The organism is Klebsiella sp. GB_Kp056 (genome assembly GCF_040064755.1).
In the GTDB taxonomy this organism is placed as follows: Bacteria; Pseudomonadota; Gammaproteobacteria; order Enterobacterales; family Enterobacteriaceae; genus Klebsiella; species Klebsiella quasipneumoniae.
Window position 1 is genome coordinate 67492 of record NZ_JBEAJA010000072.1, and the last position, 17382, is coordinate 84873.

Genomic DNA, 17382 nt, shown 5'->3' on the forward strand with positions numbered 1-17382 from the left:
TTATATCGAACGATTCGTTCGCCTTGAAAAACGATTATTATGTGTTCATTATAATGGAAATTCGTTCGATATGGCTAAGTGATATGAAACAAACTCTCTCCAGTCTCAGCGGAGACACGATAAAAGCGATTGCTTTAGTTTGCCTCGCCGTCGGGGTGGTGGGCATGTCCTATGGGTCGCTGGCGGTGGCTTACGGCTTCCCCTTATGGGTGCCGCTCGTGCTTTCGGTGTCCGTGCTGGCGGGCGCCTCTGAATTTATGTTTATCGGCATTGTCGCCAGCGGCGGTAGCCCACTGGCCGCCGCCGCCGCTGGCCTGTTAGTCAACGCGCGTCATATCCCTTTCGGGGTGACCGTGCGCGAACTGGTGGGTCAGCGCGGCTTAAGCTTTATCGGGTGCCACATTATGAACGACGAGAGCGTGGTCTTTGGCTTGTCGCAGCCCACCCCCGCGCAGCGCAAAGCGGCCTACTGGCTGTGCGGCGCCGGCGTGGCGCTGATCTGGCCTTTGGGTACGCTCACCGGCGCCGCCGTCGGCAAACTGCTGCCGGCGCCGGAGACCATCGGGCTTGATGCGGTCTTCCCGGCAATCCTGCTGGCGCTAGTGATCCCGGCCTTTAAAAACCGTACCACACTGATCCGCGCCGCCAGCGGCGCCGCGCTGGCGCTTGCCGCCGTGCCGTTTGCGCCTACCGGGCTGCCGGTGCTGCTCTCGCTGTTTGGTTTACTGTCGAGGAAAAAATAATGGGCAATATGACGCTGTTTATCGCCGGTATCGCCATCCTGTCGCTGGGAACCTATCTGATGCGTCTTGGCGGCGCGAAGCTTGGTAATCGGCTGGCCTTTTCCGAGCGCTCGCAGGCGCTGCTTTCCGATGCGGCGACGGTGCTGCTTTTTTCCGTCGCCCTGGCCACCACTTTCTATGAAGGCGCGCATTTCGCCGGCATGGCGCGCGTTCTGGGCGTTGCCGTCGCGGTGTTCCTCGCCTGGCGCAAGGTGCCGCTGATCGGCGTAATTATCGCCGCGGCGGTGGTGACGGCGCTGCTGCGGCTGGCGGGTATGCCCTAGGACGGGTATGCGAAATTCGCCAGGCCGGTGCGTTGTCCGCTAATTGTGCCTTCAAGCCAGTGAATAACCGGCGTTATCTCCAGCGGGCGCCGCTGGTCTATCGTCAGAAGGGGCCCTAAAGACATGGGCTGCGCACGCCCGGCCAGCTGGGCCAGCTCCGGCAGATACTCTTCGCCGGGGTGGCCCGGCGACCGCGTCGCCAGCCGCGAGGCATAGCGCGCGACCGCCAGCTCGGGGGAGATATGGTTCCAGATCTCAATCACCTGCTCCACGCCCGCCTGCTGCAGCAATTTTTGCAAGGTCTCCCGGGGCTGGAAGCCGAACCAGGCGTCGATCAACCAGACCATGCTGGCAGGCGATGCGCCGACAATCGACCAGATCACCTCATACGCCGCACAGCCCAGTTGGCGATTCATTGGCCGGTCGACCGGGGCCAGACGCGCCATAAAAGGCTCTTTGATGCCGTCGATCGTCAATACCGGCAGGCTGAAGGTCTCCGCCAGCAAACGGGTGATGGTACTCTTCCCCGAAGCCGGAATGCCGTTGATTAAAATAGCCGTTTTGCAGACTGGAGTCAGATGTCTGTTCATAGTAATGCGACAACCTCCTCCCGGCTGCGGGCCATCCGCAGTTTGGCCATCGTGTCATTGTTATCCAGCAGCGCGACGATGGAGCGGATCCCCTCCTCGATATGCGCATTGCTATCCCGGGCGCCAAACATAATGACGATGTCGGCCTTTTCACTGTCTGCAAAGGGAATCGGCTTTTCCAACAGCACCAGGCTAAAGCAGTTGCGTCTGACGCCGCACTCGGGTCGGGCATGGGGGATAGCAATACCTTCATCGAAAACGTAATAGGCACCATGGTTCAGGGTATTGTCGATCACCGCCTGGCTATATTCGGTCGAAATAAAGCCTTTTGCCTCCAGCGGGCGGGCAGCCAGCTTTATTACCCGCTGCCAGTCGGACTCCACAACGCCAACCTGAATGGCATCGGCCTCAATAAGCAGTTCTTTTATGGTCATTCTGTATTCCTAAATATTGCGGCGAATAATATTGCGTAAATTATCAATCTGCAGAAACAGCGTATCAATATCCTGCCGGTGGGTGGTGCTTTTGGCATATATGGATAGCGCCCGGTTGTAAGTCAGCATCAATGTTTTTTGCACCTCGCTATTGCCAGGCTGGCGCTGTAGTTCGCCTTCCAGCCTGGCAATCTCCTCCGCCAACTGACGGGACTGTTGATCATAATCCTGCAGCGGGGTTTGCTCTTTTTTCCACAACGTTTTCAATGATTCAAACATAGCAAGTTCCCTCCCTGGCGGAAGACAGGGCAACGAAATAGAGAGTGACGGAGAAAACGTTATTTAAATAACGCCATTTTTTCCATTAAGACATCAGTGACAGCCTGGTTGGCGGGAATTAAGAATTTCCGTACGCTGTCATTCACTTTCCCTTTCTCAAACGTCGTTTTACAGCGGTCAACCCACTGCACGTTCATTTCCGTCCCGACGTTCACTTTATTAATCCCTTCGGTGACGGCCAGCCGCATATCCTCATCGCTGACGCCGGTACCGCCGTGCAGCACCAGCGGCACGCCGGTCGCCGCGCTAATCTGTTTCAGCCGCTGGTGCTGTATCTGCGCTTTACCGGTGTAGAGGCCATGCACAGTGCCCACCGAGACGGCCAGCATATCGACCTGGGTCTCCTCCACAAAGCGTTTCGCGTCTTCGACGGTGGTAAAACAGATAGCTTCCGCCGCCACCGCTTTTCCATCCTCTGACCCGCCGATCGCCCCCAGTTCGCCTTCTACCGTAATATTGCGCGGGCGGGCCATCTCCACCACTATTCGCGTATTACCGATATTTTCCTCAAGGCTTAAATGTGAGCCGTCGTACATCACCGACGAAAAGCCCGCGTTCATTGCCGTCTCGATGGCCTTAATATCTGAGCAGTGGTCAAGATGCAGACAGGTTGGAATATTTTCACTGTCCGCTAATGAACGCACGGCGTCGACCAGCAAACGATAGCCGAGGTACTCCGCGGTCCCGGTTGAAATTTGGATCATTAACGGGCTGTGGCTGTTTTGCGCGGCTTTGAAAAATGCCGGTAGCATCTCAATACAGTGCAAGTTAAACGAGCCAATCGCTTTAAATTTTCTCTCTTGGGCAATTTTTAAAATCTCATTGAAATTATACAGACTCATGAACATTTTCCCCTTTCGGCTTAGCGGATTTCCCGTTGACAAACCATGCCAGTGCGGCGACAAACACAATAAATAAGGCGACAAAGAGCCAGTTATTCTGGAAGGCGTGGCCTAATACCAGACCCGAGCTGATGACGTCAGAGTCGCTGAAGGTGACGCCCGTAAAGCCGTAACTCTCCAGCATGGGCACCAGAATGGCCGGCAGAAACGTGATAAACAGACCGTGAATAACCCCGCCGATCATCGCCCCGCGGCGTCCGCCCAGCGCGTTGCCAAATACCCCTGCCGTGCCGCCGGCGAAAAAGTTGGTTAACAGCCCGGGGAGGATCATCGCCAGACCGAACATTGGGAAGACCAGCATGCCGATAATCGAGCCGACGGTCGTCGCCAGAAATCCGACAATCACCGCATTCGGCGCATAAGGAAACAGTACCGGGCAATCGAGAGCCGGCTTCGCATCCGGAACAATACGCATCGCGATACCGCGAAAGGCCGGCACCAGTTCATTGAGCAATAAACGCACGCCGCTATAGAGGACAAAAACTCCGGCGACAAACTGAATGGACTGCATAAAGGCATACATCAGGTAGTTAATCCCGCCGGAGAACTGCGCGATGTACTGCGGGCCTGCCGCGATAGCCGGGATGAGATACATCGGCACCATCACCACCGCCATGGCCAGATAGGTATCCTGCAGAAACTTAAAGTTATCAGGCAGCTCGAGATCTTCCGTGGAGCGGGAACCTTTGCCGACGACCTTCGCGACGGCGGCCTGCACCAGATAACCGATGGTACAGAAGTGCCCCAGGGCTACGTCGTCAGACCCGGTTATGCGCCTGACCACCGGCTGCGCCAGGGCCGGCATTAACACCGCCATCACGCCGCCGAAGATGCCCCCGGTTAAAATCAGCGGTACGCCGGTGAGCCCGGATTTATAGCCAATCACGGCGCCGATCGTCGCCATCCACAGCAGCGCCTGACCGGTCAGGAAAATATATTTTAGCGGCGTCAGACGGGCGATAATTATATTGACGGCAAAGATCACCAGCAGCGTCAGCGCCACTTCCGAACCTAATTCCCGATTCGCTAACCCGGCGATGGCGGCCACATCGGTAATGTAGCCCTTCATGCCAAACCCCTGGGTGAAGATATCGTTGAGGAAGGTTAGCGTGGCGACAATGATGTTGATCCCGGCCATCATAATTAAGAAGCCGAGCAGCGTTTTAAACGTCCCTTCCGCGGTTTTGCCCGGGGATTTCTTTTGCAGGATCAGGCCAAGCATGGCAATAAAAGCAATAAGAATAGATGCCTGACCAAGTAAATCCTTAACGATAAACGCAACGAAGCTATTCATAATCAGCCACCTTCAGATGACGTTCTTTTAAGAATGCGACGATTTTGGTTTCAATTTCCTCTTTATCCGTAAGTTTATTGAGCACCACGACGCGTTTAATTTCCTCTTCAGTGGCATCGGCGGTTAAGATGTCGGCAAAGGTTTTTTGCGTCAAAATCATATCCGATTTAAAGGCTCCGGCTTCGGATACGGTGGTGTGTTCAATATGAGCGGGAATTTCCAGCTTTTTTAAAACTGCCTTCGCCGTCATTTCAATGGCAAAGCTTGAACCGAGGCCGCAGCCACATACGCATAAAATTTTCAGCATGGAGGGTCTCCTCAAATAATATTGAGTTGCTTGGCAAGTTTATAATGATGTCCTTCAGTATCGACCAGACGTTTTTTCATACTGACTAAATCAATCGGAATAGGTTTATTACTGGAATTAATTATTATGGCTTTATTTTTCATACCTGACTGAATACAGCGAACCACCTCACTGGCCATAATGGTGCCCTGATAAATCTCTTCACAGGTCGGGTCACCGCTGCGTAAGCCATAGCCGACAATCGTTTTACGGATACGAACGCCAATTTGCGGTTCAAGCTGTTTGATCATGGTATCAATCGCTCCCTGAAAGCCGGGAGAGTACTCTTTGGTGTAGCCTTCTGAGCAGAGGATAACGACGCTGTTCTGCATGCTCAGCTTCCGGGTAATCCGTTCCGCAAGCATGGCCAGCGGCATCTGCGCCTCCGGGATCAGGGCAATATCCGCATTGCATTTAATGGCGGACTGTAACGTTAGTTCTCCACAATAACCTCCTAATATCTCAACCATAAAAACCCGCCCCGGCAGCGCTCTCCCGGTATTTCTTAAACGGGAGACTTCTTTAATAATCTGCTCGCAGGCCGTGGAAAAACCAATCGTATAATCACTACCATATACATCATTATCGATAGTCATTCCCACGCCAAAGCAATTAATATCAAATTCACTTAGGGTATTGAGAAACTGCAAGCTGCCATCCCCCCCGGCCATAATAAGCACATCAATACGCAACGATTTAAGTTTTTTAGCAATCATTTCATATTCGCTGCGCTGCAGTTTGCGACTGGTGCGTCCGGAGGTAATGATCGGCACAGCGGTAATAGAGAAATCAACCAGATCGCGCCACGCGATATCCTGATGATTTTTCTCCAGCAGGCCAGGAATACCGCCATTAAACAGGGTGATCTCGGCATCAGCCTGCCTGGCAATCTGGAATATAAAATTATTCATTCCCGAAACATCCCCGCCGCTAATAACGATGCCAATTTTCATGATGCTTCCTCGCTCATTTGCCTGACGACATTTTTCCCTGACTGCAAGACTTCTATTTGCAATGGAGATCACATAATGCGTATTAAATTAGGTCCGTGAATAGTTGACAGGAGTGATATCACGCTTATTTTTGTGACAAACATCTCATTAAAAGAGAGTGATCTTCATCGCTTTCTGGTTTTAATATCTTTATATTTCATAGCGTTAAAACATCGAGATATTCAGCATTGAAGATGTTTTATTTGCGGTAATAATGGGGATTTAAGAAAAGAACGGAAACGTGAGTACTGCCACATTTTTTTCGCGGCGGTGGGAAATAGTGGCTGTTTTTTGCCAAAGCGGAAACAAAAAAAGCGCCCTGAGGCGCTCTTTCGACAGTAGCGTTACGCTTATTTGTTCAGTTCCGCAGTCATATGCACGCGGTTGCCGGTAAACGCTTCGGTAATTTTGTAAGACGAAGCGCCAGCAGCCTGGGCCTGAGCGGCGATTTTCGCTTCCGCGCCGTCCATCGTTGTCGCGGTAGCGGTGACGGTTTCAGCAGCGAAGGAAGCAAAAGAGGCGGCCATAGCGATTACTGCGACAAAAGTTTTGATGCTTTTCATGAGATAAACCCTTTCATTTAGTTGTTTAGATAAGGCGTTGTGCCTTGATGTGTTAAATAGTAGCCCGCACATCACCAAACAAAAAGCGGAAGGATTTGCTGTCATTGTTCAAATTTACTGATCAACTTTTAACCCGCATTCAAACGCTGCGGGTGGGTGTAGATCGTCGCCCTGCCCGGCTTGCAAAAGCCCACCAGCGTCAGGTTGCAGCGCTCGGCGACTTCCACCGCTAAGGTGGTAGCTGCTGATACCGCGAACAGGATCTCGACGCCGCACATCGCGGCTTTCTGCACCATTTCATAGCTGGCGCGGCTGGATACCAGCGCGGCGCCAGGCAGCCAGCCCTCGCCGATTTCCGCCCGCCGGCCGAGCAGTTTATCCAGCGCCACATGCCGGCCGACGTCTTCAAAACCGCCCGCCAGTTCGCCCGTCGACCGGACCCAGGCGGCCGCGTGGGTGCAGCCGGTGAGTCGGCCGATCGGTTGAAAGTCGTTAAGATGCGCCAGAGCCTGGTCGAGGTTGGCGAGATCGAACGTCTGGGTGAACGGCAGCGGCTGGACCGGCTTACCAATATCATTGAGCTGCTCGACGCCGCATACCCCGCAGCCGGTGCGCCCGGCCAGCGCGCGTCGCCGGGCTTTGAGCCCCATAAAACGCCGGCTGGAGAGTTCAATCTGCACTTCAAGGCCGTTGCACATCGACACCACGTCCATGCCGAAAATCTCCCGCCGATGCTCAATAATCCCTTCGGATAAGGAGAAGCCGACGGCGAATTGCTCGAGGTCTTTCGGCGTGGCCATCATCACTACGTGGGAGATACCGTTGTAGACCAGCGCGACGGGGACCTCTTCCGCTAACTCATCTGGCTGAGGGTGTTGCAGATCCTCGCGCTTCCAGAGGGAGACCTGGCGATATCCTGTGATGTTCGTCACATTTTCGATTTGTTCGAGAGGCTTCTTGTTCACTTTGCTTTAACCGTATTGGAACAGGCATACACACAATGTGGTATTCTGTTTTTATCCCTTCAGGAATGAGGGAAATATGCCCTAATTCTGAACCTTTGCGGCCTTCACCGCAAAGCAAATAACTACATGTGACAATGTCGAAACAAGGAGCGAACCATGCAGGTCAGCAGAAGGCAGTTCTTTAAGATCTGCGCTGGCGGTATGGCGGGAACCACGGCAGCAGCGCTGGGCTTTGCCCCGGCAACTGCGCTCGCGGAGACACGGCAGTACAAATTGCTGCGCACACGCGAAACCCGTAACACCTGCACATACTGTTCTGTCGGCTGTGGGCTGTTGATGTATAGCCTCGGCGACGGCGCAAAAAACGCCAAAGCATCCATTTTCCATATCGAAGGCGATCCGGATCATCCGGTTAACCGTGGTGCGCTCTGCCCGAAAGGGGCCGGTCTGGTGGACTTTATCCATTCTGAAAGCCGCCTGAAATTCCCGGAATATCGCGCGCCAGGCTCCGATAAATGGCAGCAAATCAGCTGGGACGAAGCCTTCGATCGCATCGCGAAGCTGATGAAAGAGGACCGCGACGCCAACTTTATCGCGCAAAACGACGCCGGCACCACCGTCAACCGCTGGTTGACCACCGGGATGCTGTGCGCCTCCGCTTCCAGTAACGAAACCGGCTATTTAACGCAAAAATTCACCCGCGCCCTCGGGATGCTGGCGGTGGATAACCAGGCGCGTGTCTGACACGGACCAACGGTAGCAAGTCTTGCTCCAACATTTGGTCGCGGTGCGATGACCAACCACTGGGTGGATATTAAGAACGCCAACCTGGTCGTGGTGATGGGCGGTAACGCCGCTGAAGCGCATCCGGTGGGATTCCGCTGGGCGATGGAAGCCAAAATCCATAACGGTGCCAAACTCATCGTTATCGATCCGCGCTTCACGCGTACAGCGTCGGTGGCTGATTTCTATACCCCGATTCGTTCCGGTACCGACATTACCTTCCTGTCGGGCGTGATCCTGTACCTGCTGAATAACGAAAAATTCAACCGCGAATACACCGAAGCCTACACCAACGCCAGCCTGATCGTGCGTGAGGACTACAGCTTCGACGACGGGCTGTTCAGCGGCTATAACGCAGAAAAACGCCAGTACGACAAAACCAGCTGGAACTATGAGCTGGACGAAAACGGCTTCGCCAAACGCGATACCACGCTGCAACATCCGCGCTGCGTCTGGAACCTGCTGAAGCAGCACGTTTCCCGTTATACCCCGGATGTGGTCGAAAACATCTGCGGTACGCCGAAGGCCGACTTCCTCAAAGTCTGTGAATACATTGCCGAAACCAGCGCGCCGGATAAAACCGCGTCGTTCCTGTACGCTCTCGGCTGGACCCAGCACTCCATCGGCGCGCAGAACATCCGCACCATGGCGATGATCCAGCTGCTGCTCGGCAACATGGGGATGGCAGGCGGCGGCGTCAACGCCCTGCGCGGCCACTCCAATATCCAGGGTCTGACCGACCTCGGCCTGCTCTCTACCAGCCTGCCGGGCTACATGTCGCTGCCTAACGAAAAACAGGCCGACCTGCAGACCTACCTGACGGCTAACACGCCGAAGCCGCTGCTGAAAGACCAGGTCAACTACTGGGGCAACTATCCGAAGTTCTTCGTCTCCATGATGAAAGCCTTCTTCGGCGATAAAGCGACAGCAGAAAACAGCTGGGGCTTTGACTGGCTGCCGAAGTGGGATAAGAGCTACGACGTTCTGCAGTACTTCGAGATGATGAATCAGGGCAAAGTGAATGGCTATATTTGCCAGGGCTTTAACCCGGTCGCCTCGTTCCCAAACAAAAACAAGGTCGTCGCTTCCCTGTCGAAGCTGAAGTTCCTCGTGACCATCGACCCGCTCAATACCGAAACGTCCACCTTCTGGCAAAACCACGGTGAGTCGAACGATGTTGACCCGTCGACAATCCAGACCGAAGTGTTCCGTCTGCCGTCCACCTGCTTCGCCGAAGAGAACGGGTCTATCGTCAACTCCGGCCGCTGGCTGCAGTGGCACTGGAAAGGTGCGGACGCCCCGGGGATCGCTGTCACCGATGGCGAAATCCTCGCCGGTATCTTCACTCGCCTGCGTAAGATGTATGCCGAAGAGGGTGGCCCGGCGCCAGAGCCAGTGCTCAACATGACGTGGAATTACTCCACACCGCATGAGCCGGCGTCGGAAGAAGTGGCGATGGAAAGCAACGGTAAAGCGCTGGCGGATATTACCGACCCGGCGACCGGCGCGGTGATCGTCAAGAAAGGGCAGCAGCTGAGCTCCTTCGCACAGCTACGCGACGACGGCACGACCTCCAGCGGCTGCTGGATCTTCGCCGGCAGCTGGACGCCGGAAGGCAACCAGATGGCGCGCCGCGATAACGCCGATCCGTCCGGTCTGGGCAATACGCTGGGCTGGGCCTGGGCATGGCCGCTCAACCGCCGCATCCTGTATAACCGCGCCTCCGCGGACCCGCAGGGTAAACCGTGGGATCCTAAACGTCAGTTGCTGAAGTGGGACGGCGCGAAATGGGGCGGCGTGGATATTCCGGACTACAGCGCCGCCGCGCCTGGCAGCGACGTCGGTCCGTTTATCATGCAGCCGGAAGGGATGGGCCGTCTGTTCGCTATCGATAAGATGGCGGAAGGACCGTTCCCGGAACACTACGAGCCGTTTGAAACGCCGCTCGGGACTAACCCGCTGCACCCGAACGTGGTCTCTAACCCGGCCGCTCGCGTCTTCAAAGGCGATCTCGAGCAGATGGGCAAAGCGGAGAAATTCCCGTACGTCGGCACCACTTACCGCCTGACCGAACACTTCCACTACTGGACCAAGCACGCGCTGCTTAACGCCATCGCGCAGCCGGAGCAGTTTGTGGAGATCGGTGAAAAACTGGCGAATAAGCTAGGCATCAGCCATGGCGATACCGTCAAGGTCTCCTCCAACCGCGGCTACATCAAGGCCAAGGCGGTGGTGACCAAACGTATTCGCACGCTGAAAGTGGACGGTAAGGATATCGATACCATCGGCATTCCTATTCACTGGGGCTATGAGGGCGTGGCGAAAAAAGGCTTTATAGCCAATACCCTGACGCCGTTCGTCGGTGATGCGAACACGCAGACGCCGGAGTTCAAAGCTTTCCTCGTGAACGTGGAAAAGGTGTAACGGAGACGACTTATGGCTTATCAATCGCAAGATATTATTCGTCGTTCCGCGACTAACGGTTTCACCCCCGCGCCTCAGGCGCGGGACCACCAGCAGGAGGTGGCGAAGCTTATCGACGTCACCACCTGTATCGGCTGCAAAGCCTGTCAGGTGGCCTGCTCCGAATGGAACGATATTCGTGATGAAGTCGGTCACAACGTCGGGGTGTATGACAACCCGGCGGACCTGACCGCCAAGTCATGGACGGTAATGCGCTTCTCGGAAGTGGAGCAAAACGACAAGCTGGAATGGCTCATCCGCAAAGATGGCTGCATGCACTGCGCCGATCCGGGCTGCCTGAAGGCCTGCCCGTCAGAAGGCGCGATCATTCAGTACGCCAACGGCATCGTCGATTTCCAGTCCGAGCAGTGCATCGGCTGCGGTTACTGTATCGCCGGCTGTCCTTTCGATGTGCCGCGTCTGAACCCGGAAGACAACCGCGTCTACAAATGTACCCTGTGCGTAGACCGCGTTACCGTCGGCCAGGAACCGGCCTGCGTGAAAACCTGCCCAACCGGCGCCATCCACTTTGGCTCCAAAGAGGATATGAAAACGCTGGCCGGCGAGCGCGTGGCTGAGCTGAAAACCCGCGGTTACGACAATGCGGGCCTGTACGATCCGGCCGGCGTCGGCGGCACCCACGTCATGTACGTGCTGCACCATGCCGACAAGCCGAATCTGTACCACGGCCTGCCGGAAAACCCGGAGATCAGCCAGACCGTCAAGTTCTGGAAAGGCATCTGGAAACCGCTGGCGGCCGTCGGCTTCGCCGCGACCTTCGCAGCCAGTATCTTCCACTACGTCGGCGTCGGTCCGAACCGCGCGGAAGAGGAAGAGGACAACCTGCATGAAGAGAAAGACGAGGTGCGCAAATGAAACGACGTGACACCATCGTGCGCTACACGGCGCCGGAACGCATCAACCACTGGGTCACCGCCTTCTGCTTCATCCTGGCGGCGGTAAGCGGGTTAGGCTTTTTCTTCCCGTCCTTTAACTGGCTGATGCATATCCTCGGCACGCCGCAGCTGGCGCGAATTCTCCACCCATTCGTCGGGGTGGTGATGTTCGCGTCGTTCATCATCATGTTTTTCCGTTACTGGCACCACAACCTAATCAATCGGGATGATATCTTTTGGGCGAAGAATATTCGTAAGATCGTCGTCAACGAGGAGGTAGGCGATACCGGGCGCTATAACTTCGGCCAGAAATGCGTATTCTGGGCGGCGATTATCTTCCTGGTACTGCTGCTGGTGAGCGGTGTGATCATCTGGCGTCCGTATTTTGCGCCGGCTTTCTCAATCCCGGTGATCCGATTTGCGCTGATGCTGCATTCATTTGCCGCAGTGGCGTTAATTGTGGTTATCATGGTGCATATCTACGCCGCCCTCTGGGTGAAAGGCACCATTACCGCGATGGTGGAAGGCTGGGTCACCAGTACGTGGGCGAAGAAACATCACCCGCGCTGGTACCGAGAGGTCCGCCAGAAACAGGAAAAGTCATCTGAATGAGTATTCGCATAATCCCGCAAGACGAGCTGGGTTCGAGCGAGAAACGCACGGCGGAAGCCATTCCGCCGCTACTGTTCCCCAGACTGAAAAATTTGTATAACCGCCGCGCTGAACGCCTGCGCGAGCTGGCCGCCAACAACCCGCTGGGCGATTATCTGCGCTTTGCCGCGCTGATCGCCCATGCCCAGGAAGTGGTGCTGTACGACCATCCGCTGCAGATGGATCTTACCGCCCGCATTAAAGCGGCCAGCGAACAGGGCAAGCCGCCGCTGGATATCCACGTCCTGCCGCGCGACAAACACTGGCATAAGCTGCTGCACTCGCTGATTGCCGAGCTGAAGCCGGAGATGAGCGGCCCGGCGCTGGCGGTGATTGAGAATCTGGAAAAAGCCTCTGAGCAGGAGCTGGAGCAGATGGCCAGCGCGCTGTTTGCTTCCGACTTCGCCTCGGTCAGCAGCGATAAAGCGCCGTTCATCTGGGCCGCGCTGTCGCTCTACTGGGCGCAGATGGCCAGTCTGATCCCCGGGAAAGCGCGCGCCGAATACGGCGAACAGCGCCAGTTCTGCCCGGTGTGCGGCTCGATGCCGGTCTCCAGCATCGTGCAGATCGGTACCACCCAGGGGCTGCGCTATCTGCACTGCAATCTGTGCGAAACCGAGTGGCACGTGGTACGCGTCAAATGTAGCAATTGCGAACAGAGCCGCGATCTGCACTACTGGTCACTGGACAACGAGCAGGCTGCGGTGAAAGCTGAAAGCTGTGGCGACTGCGGAACCTACCTGAAGATTATGTATCAGGAGAAGGATCCAAAAGTCGAAGCCGTCGCCGACGATTTGGCATCCCTGGTACTCGACGCCCGCATGGAGCAGGAAGGCTTCGCCAGAAGCTCAATAAACCCGTTCATGTTCCCCGGCGAAGGGGAGTAAGTTCTCATCAAACCGGGAAGCACTTGCGACCCGGTCTTTCAATGCGCTTCTATAAAGCTCATCTTGCTACGCCATTGGCTTACAGTAATCGAATCAGGCTCGTACAGCTACCAGTCACACATTACAAGTGCCAAACCGCAGTATCCAGCACCTCGGCCGGCGTACACGCATTTTTGCGAGCCGCTTTCCAGAACGTAAAGGCGATCTCATCAAGTCTGTCTTTTCGCCATAATCCAGGCTATAACACTGGATATTAAAACAGTATAAGGAACTTCACATGGCGCTGGAAAAAGGGATTGCTTCGCTGGTTGAGGCGTTTATTGCGGCAGAGCGTCCGTCATCACGCGTTCAACATATTGATGATCGGAGAGCCGGCTATATCGCCAGCGCGGTGCTCGCCGGAGAGATGGAAACGAGAGTGCGGGTGGAGGATATCACGCTGGAGGGGATGAACTTCCGCATCGTTTCACCGCCCACCGCCAGCGGCTTGTTGCCGACACTTATCTACTACCACGGCGGCTGTTTTGTCAGCGGCGGCTTTGCCACCCACGACAATCAGCTCCGTCAGCTAGCCTGGTTCAGCGGCTGCCGGGTGATCGCCGTGCAGTACCGCCTGGCGCCGGAGCATACCTTTCCGGCAGCGCACGATGACGCAGAACAAGGTGTCATGATTATCCACCGACACGCGGAGCAGCTTGGCGTTGACGCATCACGCATCACCCTGGCTGGCGACAGCGCCGGCGGGCACCTCGCTTTGGTAACGGCCCTGCGCCTGAAAGCGAATATGGCGTGGCAACCCGCGCAACTGATTCTGATTTATCCCATGCTTGACCCCACCGCCAGCATGGCAAGCTACGTCAGCAACGGCGCTGACTATGTGATTACCCGGGACACGCTGCTGAGCGGCTATGAAATGTACCTCGCCTCGACGCCGGCGAACCATCCGGATGCCAGTCCGCTCTGGCGCGACGATTTTCACGGTTTGCCGCCGGTGCATATTCTGACGGCGGAGTTCGATCCTTTACGCGACGAGGGCGAAGCGCTGCATCGAAGGCTGATGGCGCAAGGGGTGGAGAGTTCCTGTCAGCGCTATCTGGGGGTGATCCACGGCTTCTTTCAGCTGGGGGGGATCAGCCGCGCCGCGCGAGAGGCCATGCGGGATATCGCCTGGCGCGTAGCATCGCCAGGACGATAACCGCCCGGGGCTACTCTTCCTCGTTGCCGCCCTCTTCGTAAGAGCCAAAGGGCTTCGCCGGCAGCACGATGTAGATCCCCTCGAATACGGCGCCCTGTTTATCGTCGCCAAAAAGCTCCACCTGCATTTGCACGCGGGCTTTACGCCCACGCGCCAGACGGTCAAGATCGCCGCTCAGAGAACCGAGATCGGCAATGGCGCTGGGGCGGCCGCTAATGGGCTGACTGTAGCGGATGTGCGCATCCGCCAGAATGATGGTGCCCCCCAGGTGCCGCTCGCGCAGCATCAGCCAGATAAGCCCCCATCCGGTTAAGGTGGCGAGCGAGAACAAGCTGCCGGCAAACAGCGTGTGGTGCGGATTCTGATTCCCCGCTTCCGGCATGGTAGTAATAAATTTCTGCCCGGTGTACTGCTGAATGCGCACGCCCATCTTTTCACTCAGCGGGATATGCTGATACCACGCCTGCTGTAGCTGCGCGCACCAGTCGCCGCGGTGGAGAATATCGTCCAGCGACGCGACCGGTTTAATCATCAGGAAATGACGGATCGGCGTGGTGGTCGGGGTAGTAATCTCCCCCTGATTGACAAAGCCGAGCTTGGCGAAAAACTCCACCGCATCTTCGCGAGCGCTACAGGTGACCCGCTTAACCCCTTCCTGACGCGCGACGGACTCGAGGGTCATCGCCATCAGCGTACCCAGCCCTTTATCCTGCACCGAGGGATGAACGGCCATAAAGCGAATGGAAGCTTCATTCTCCGCATTGATATATAGCCGGCCGACGGCCACCAGGTTGCCCTCTTCATCCACCACCATCTGATGATGCGCCATCGCATCCCAGGCGTCACGTTCCGAACCCTTAGGCTGATGCAGCGGCTTACGCAGCATTTCCCAACGGAACTGATAGTAGCTCTCTAACTCTTCTGCTGTTTGCGGTACACGAAGGTGATACATAGTCGTACTCTCTTTTGTTACCCGCAGCCTGCCCGGAAGCTGGGTCATACCTGCAACCAAAAGGTCACGGGACCATCATTGACCAAAGAAACCTGCATATCCGCAGCGAATCTTCCGGTCTGGGTGTTCATTTCCTGCTGGCGACAGCGGGCGACAAAATACTCATACAGCGCCTCAGCGCGGTCCGGAGCAGCACCTTTCGAGAAGCTCGGCCGCATCCCCCGCTCGGTATCGGCCGCCAGCGTAAATTGCGAAACCACCAGCACGCTGCCGCCCGCCTGCTGAACATTCAGGTTCATTTTCCCCTCCGCATCGCTGAAGATGCGGTAGCCCAGCACGCGCTCGCAGAGGCGATTCGCTTTTTGTTCATCATCGTCTTTTTCGACCCCCAGCAGCACCAGAAGCCCTGGGCCAATTTCGCCCGTCACTTCGTCCGCCACGGTAACGCTTGCACGGGATACGCGTTGAATTAATGCAATCATGGTTGTTCTGTTTCTTCTGTTTTAAGTTTGCGGTATTCACCGAGAGTGACAGTAATTTCAGCGCCAAGCAAGACGATACACCAGGTCCAGTACACCCAGACGAACAAAATCGGCACCACCGAAATCACGCCATAAATGAGCTGATAGGACGGAAAGGTGGTGATATAGAGGGCAAACGCTTTTTTACCTGCCTCGAACAGCAGCGCCGCCACCAGCGCCCCGATCACCGCGTCGCGGTTACGCACCTGGGTGGTGGGTACAATACTGTAGAGCAGCCAGAATGCTGCCCAGGAGAGGATCAGCGGGAAAAGGCGGAGCAGATTATCAATTACGCCGTCCAGGTCGCTTGCCCAGCGCAGCGACAGCAGATAGGAACTGATCGCCAGGCTGGCGCCCGCCAGCAGCGGACCAAGGGTCAGGATCATCCAGTAGACGGCAAAGGAGTAAACTTTGGGCCGGCTGCGCGTGCTGCGCCAGATGGTGTTTAGCGCGCTGTCGATCGAGTACATCAGCAGCAGCGAGGTCACGATCAGGCCAAAGGCGCCTACGGCGGTCATGCGGCTGGAATTGGCGACGAACTGCTCGATATATCCCTGGATCACATCCCCGGTCGCCGGAATAAAATTGGCGAAGATAAAATGGCGGATCTGCACGCTGACTTCGGAGAACATGGGGAAGGCCGCAAACAGCGCGAACACGACGGCAATCAGCGGCACCAGGGACAGTAATGACACATAGGCGAGGTTCCCCGCCAGGGTGGTCATATGGTCTTCATCAATACGCCGCCACAGCAGCTTAAGCCACGCCAGCAGCGGCCGGGTATGGTGGAGTAATTTTTGATGAACGGTTCTTAGCATAGCTGTTTCGCGAAATAGTCAGGGATGGTCTTCTTCCCGGTCACCAGAATACTGGTGATCCCCAACCGGTTAGCCCCTGCTATATTATCGACGTTATCATCAAAAAAGACCGTATCTGCGGCGGAAAAACCCTCTTCTTCCAGTACTCGCTGATAAATTTGCGCTTCAGGCTTACGCATTCCCATCTCCTGAGACAGATAGATGCGATCGGCGGCAGCGCGCACTTCCGGGTATTCATCCGGCCAGAACGTGGTGTGAAGACGATTGGTATTGGAGAGCACCACCACGCGATGGCCCTGGGCACGCAGTTTTTGCATGATCGCAATCACTTCCGGACGCAGCGCGACAAACACCGCCTGCCAGCCGTGAGCAAACTGCTCATAGCTGAGGGACATATTCATTTCATGGCACATGGCGGCGGCAAAATCTTCATCGCTGAGCTCGCCGCGCTCATGCTGATGGAAAGCCTCTCCCATGGTGAAATGCTGCTTCAGCGTCGCCAGCGGGATGCGGGTTAAATCGCTCCAGGCCCCCAATACCCGGTTGAAGTCAATGTCGACAATCACATTACCTAAATCAAAGATATAGAGCATTTTCGTCTCCTTCCGCGCCGTGGAAAATTAACTTTAGCGGGAAAGGCAGGATTTGACTATTGGCGTGTGGTGCAGGAATCAAAAAAAGAAACCCCGCCGGAGAGGCGGGGTTTTACGAACAACAAGAAGAAT

The 17382-nt window shown here is 55.8% G+C and carries 20 protein-coding genes; 7 read left to right on the forward strand and 13 right to left on the reverse strand.

From position 1 onward, the window contains the following. The first annotated feature begins 83 nt into the window (after positions 1-83). Together ABLV52_RS24940 and ABLV52_RS24945 are read left to right on the forward strand one after the other, a co-directional pair. Positions 84-743 carry an AzlC family ABC transporter permease gene (locus ABLV52_RS24940; protein WP_348891045.1) on the forward strand — a complete coding sequence of 220 codons (660 nt, stop codon included), beginning with the start codon at positions 84-86 and terminating at the stop codon, positions 741-743. Then, positions 743-1066 carry an AzlD domain-containing protein gene (locus tag ABLV52_RS24945; protein WP_008807893.1) on the forward strand — a complete coding sequence of 108 codons (324 nt, stop codon included), beginning with the start codon at positions 743-745 and terminating at the stop codon, positions 1064-1066. Before ABLV52_RS24940 ends, ABLV52_RS24945 begins: the two co-directional genes overlap by 1 nt. Here the strand turns inward: ABLV52_RS24945 and ABLV52_RS24950 are convergent. The 9 genes from ABLV52_RS24950 to fdhD form a co-directional block, all read right to left on the reverse strand. Beyond that, positions 1063-1656 carry an ATPase AAA gene (locus ABLV52_RS24950; protein ID WP_044520894.1) on the reverse strand — a complete coding sequence of 198 codons (594 nt, stop codon included), beginning with the start codon at positions 1654-1656 and terminating at the stop codon, positions 1063-1065. The two genes, ABLV52_RS24945 and ABLV52_RS24950, sit on opposite strands and share 4 nt — an antisense overlap. Beyond that, positions 1653-2090, reverse strand: a complete 438-nt coding sequence (locus ABLV52_RS24955; RefSeq protein WP_004203645.1) for a PTS sugar transporter subunit IIA — start codon at positions 2088-2090, stop codon at positions 1653-1655. Before ABLV52_RS24955 ends, ABLV52_RS24950 begins: the two co-directional genes overlap by 4 nt. A 9-nt stretch (positions 2091-2099) precedes the next feature. Continuing rightward, positions 2100-2369 (reverse strand): hypothetical protein, encoded by a 270-nt coding sequence (locus tag ABLV52_RS24960; protein WP_017899833.1) that lies wholly within the window; start codon positions 2367-2369, stop codon positions 2100-2102. Between the two features lie 59 nt (positions 2370-2428). Beyond that, positions 2429-3271 (reverse strand): class II fructose-bisphosphate aldolase, encoded by an 843-nt coding sequence (locus tag ABLV52_RS24965; RefSeq protein WP_348891046.1) that lies wholly within the window; start codon positions 3269-3271, stop codon positions 2429-2431. Further along, positions 3258-4625, reverse strand: coding sequence for a PTS sugar transporter subunit IIC (locus ABLV52_RS24970; protein ID WP_004203642.1), 1368 nt, complete (start codon positions 4623-4625; stop codon positions 3258-3260). The genes ABLV52_RS24965 and ABLV52_RS24970 overlap by 14 nt, the downstream gene beginning before the upstream one ends. Continuing rightward, positions 4618-4932, reverse strand: a complete 315-nt coding sequence (locus ABLV52_RS24975) for a PTS sugar transporter subunit IIB (RefSeq protein WP_004203640.1) — start codon at positions 4930-4932, stop codon at positions 4618-4620. Before ABLV52_RS24975 ends, ABLV52_RS24970 begins: the two co-directional genes overlap by 8 nt. An 11-nt stretch (positions 4933-4943) precedes the next feature. Further along, positions 4944-5924, reverse strand: coding sequence for a 6-phosphofructokinase (locus ABLV52_RS24980; protein WP_023291502.1), 981 nt, complete (start codon positions 5922-5924; stop codon positions 4944-4946). A 389-nt stretch (positions 5925-6313) separates the two neighbouring features. Then, complete coding sequence (locus ABLV52_RS24985; RefSeq protein WP_023291501.1) at positions 6314-6526, reverse strand: YdgH/BhsA/McbA-like domain containing protein; 213 nt, start codon at positions 6524-6526, stop codon at positions 6314-6316. 128 nt (positions 6527-6654) lie between these two features. Beyond that, the gene (gene fdhD / locus ABLV52_RS24990; protein WP_023291500.1) at positions 6655-7491 is read right to left on the reverse strand and encodes a formate dehydrogenase accessory sulfurtransferase FdhD; all 837 of its coding nucleotides are present in this window, start codon (positions 7489-7491) and stop codon (positions 6655-6657) included. Between the two features lie 156 nt (positions 7492-7647). On the opposite strand from fdhD, the gene fdnG reads away from it, so the two are divergent. From fdnG to ABLV52_RS25015, 5 genes are all read left to right on the forward strand, one after another. Then, entirely contained in the window at positions 7648-10698 is a 3051-nt protein-coding gene (gene fdnG, locus ABLV52_RS24995; RefSeq protein WP_089503745.1) for a formate dehydrogenase-N subunit alpha, read from the forward strand. Between the two features lie 12 nt (positions 10699-10710). After that, on the forward strand, positions 10711-11613 hold the full coding sequence (gene fdxH, locus ABLV52_RS25000; RefSeq protein ID WP_002882822.1) for a formate dehydrogenase subunit beta: 903 nt from the start codon (positions 10711-10713) through the stop codon (positions 11611-11613). Then, entirely contained in the window at positions 11610-12245 is a 636-nt protein-coding gene (gene fdoI, locus ABLV52_RS25005; protein ID WP_004203632.1) for a formate dehydrogenase cytochrome b556 subunit, read from the forward strand. Before fdxH ends, fdoI begins: the two co-directional genes overlap by 4 nt. Beyond that, the gene (fdhE, locus tag ABLV52_RS25010; protein ID WP_004203631.1) at positions 12242-13171 is read left to right on the forward strand and encodes a formate dehydrogenase accessory protein FdhE; all 930 of its coding nucleotides are present in this window, start codon (positions 12242-12244) and stop codon (positions 13169-13171) included. Before fdoI ends, fdhE begins: the two co-directional genes overlap by 4 nt. A gap of 277 nt (positions 13172-13448) precedes the next feature. After that, positions 13449-14366: an alpha/beta hydrolase gene (locus ABLV52_RS25015; protein WP_110238352.1), complete on the forward strand. Its 918-nt coding sequence runs from the start codon at positions 13449-13451 to the stop codon at positions 14364-14366. 10 nt (positions 14367-14376) lie between these two features. Here ABLV52_RS25015 and fabY read toward each other — a convergent pair whose 3' ends face one another. The 4 genes from fabY to yihX are packed head-to-tail and all read right to left on the reverse strand — an operon-like array spanning position 14377 to position 17250. After that, the gene (fabY, locus tag ABLV52_RS25020) at positions 14377-15318 is read right to left on the reverse strand and encodes a fatty acid biosynthesis protein FabY (RefSeq protein WP_004178031.1); all 942 of its coding nucleotides are present in this window, start codon (positions 15316-15318) and stop codon (positions 14377-14379) included. A 44-nt stretch (positions 15319-15362) separates the two neighbouring features. Next, positions 15363-15800, reverse strand: coding sequence for a D-aminoacyl-tRNA deacylase (gene dtd, locus ABLV52_RS25025; RefSeq protein WP_004203627.1), 438 nt, complete (start codon positions 15798-15800; stop codon positions 15363-15365). After that, positions 15797-16657 carry a virulence factor BrkB family protein gene (locus tag ABLV52_RS25030; RefSeq protein ID WP_004203625.1) on the reverse strand — a complete coding sequence of 287 codons (861 nt, stop codon included), beginning with the start codon at positions 16655-16657 and terminating at the stop codon, positions 15797-15799. Before ABLV52_RS25030 ends, dtd begins: the two co-directional genes overlap by 4 nt. After that, on the reverse strand, positions 16651-17250 hold the full coding sequence (gene yihX / locus ABLV52_RS25035) for a glucose-1-phosphatase (protein WP_017899838.1): 600 nt from the start codon (positions 17248-17250) through the stop codon (positions 16651-16653). Before yihX ends, ABLV52_RS25030 begins: the two co-directional genes overlap by 7 nt. Between the last annotated feature and the right edge of the window lie 132 nt (positions 17251-17382).

What these genes read in the sequence shown, in the direction of transcription:
- ABLV52_RS24940 (WP_348891045.1), top strand. Translation starts at nt 84, where the DNA reads ATGAAACAAACTCTCTCCAGTCTCAGCGGAGACACGATAAAAGCGATT.
- ABLV52_RS24945 (WP_008807893.1), top strand. Translation starts at nt 743, where the DNA reads ATGGGCAATATGACGCTGTTTATCGCCGGTATCGCCATCCTGTCGCTG.
- ABLV52_RS24950 (WP_044520894.1), bottom strand. Translation starts at nt 1,656, where the DNA reads ATGAACAGACATCTGACTCCAGTCTGCAAAACGGCTATTTTAATCAAC.
- ABLV52_RS24955 (WP_004203645.1), bottom strand. Translation starts at nt 2,090, where the DNA reads ATGACCATAAAAGAACTGCTTATTGAGGCCGATGCCATTCAGGTTGGC.
- ABLV52_RS24960 (WP_017899833.1), bottom strand. Translation starts at nt 2,369, where the DNA reads ATGTTTGAATCATTGAAAACGTTGTGGAAAAAAGAGCAAACCCCGCTG.
- ABLV52_RS24965 (WP_348891046.1), bottom strand. Translation starts at nt 3,271, where the DNA reads ATGAGTCTGTATAATTTCAATGAGATTTTAAAAATTGCCCAAGAGAGA.
- ABLV52_RS24970 (WP_004203642.1), bottom strand. Translation starts at nt 4,625, where the DNA reads ATGAATAGCTTCGTTGCGTTTATCGTTAAGGATTTACTTGGTCAGGCA.
- ABLV52_RS24975 (WP_004203640.1), bottom strand. Translation starts at nt 4,932, where the DNA reads ATGCTGAAAATTTTATGCGTATGTGGCTGCGGCCTCGGTTCAAGCTTT.
- ABLV52_RS24980 (WP_023291502.1), bottom strand. Translation starts at nt 5,924, where the DNA reads ATGAAAATTGGCATCGTTATTAGCGGCGGGGATGTTTCGGGAATGAAT.
- ABLV52_RS24985 (WP_023291501.1), bottom strand. Translation starts at nt 6,526, where the DNA reads ATGAAAAGCATCAAAACTTTTGTCGCAGTAATCGCTATGGCCGCCTCT.
- fdxH (WP_002882822.1), top strand. Translation starts at nt 10,711, where the DNA reads ATGGCTTATCAATCGCAAGATATTATTCGTCGTTCCGCGACTAACGGT.
- fdoI (WP_004203632.1), top strand. Translation starts at nt 11,610, where the DNA reads ATGAAACGACGTGACACCATCGTGCGCTACACGGCGCCGGAACGCATC.
- fdhE (WP_004203631.1), top strand. Translation starts at nt 12,242, where the DNA reads ATGAGTATTCGCATAATCCCGCAAGACGAGCTGGGTTCGAGCGAGAAA.
- ABLV52_RS25015 (WP_110238352.1), top strand. Translation starts at nt 13,449, where the DNA reads ATGGCGCTGGAAAAAGGGATTGCTTCGCTGGTTGAGGCGTTTATTGCG.
- fabY (WP_004178031.1), bottom strand. Translation starts at nt 15,318, where the DNA reads ATGTATCACCTTCGTGTACCGCAAACAGCAGAAGAGTTAGAGAGCTAC.
- dtd (WP_004203627.1), bottom strand. Translation starts at nt 15,800, where the DNA reads ATGATTGCATTAATTCAACGCGTATCCCGTGCAAGCGTTACCGTGGCG.
- ABLV52_RS25030 (WP_004203625.1), bottom strand. Translation starts at nt 16,657, where the DNA reads ATGCTAAGAACCGTTCATCAAAAATTACTCCACCATACCCGGCCGCTG.
- yihX (WP_017899838.1), bottom strand. Translation starts at nt 17,250, where the DNA reads ATGCTCTATATCTTTGATTTAGGTAATGTGATTGTCGACATTGACTTC.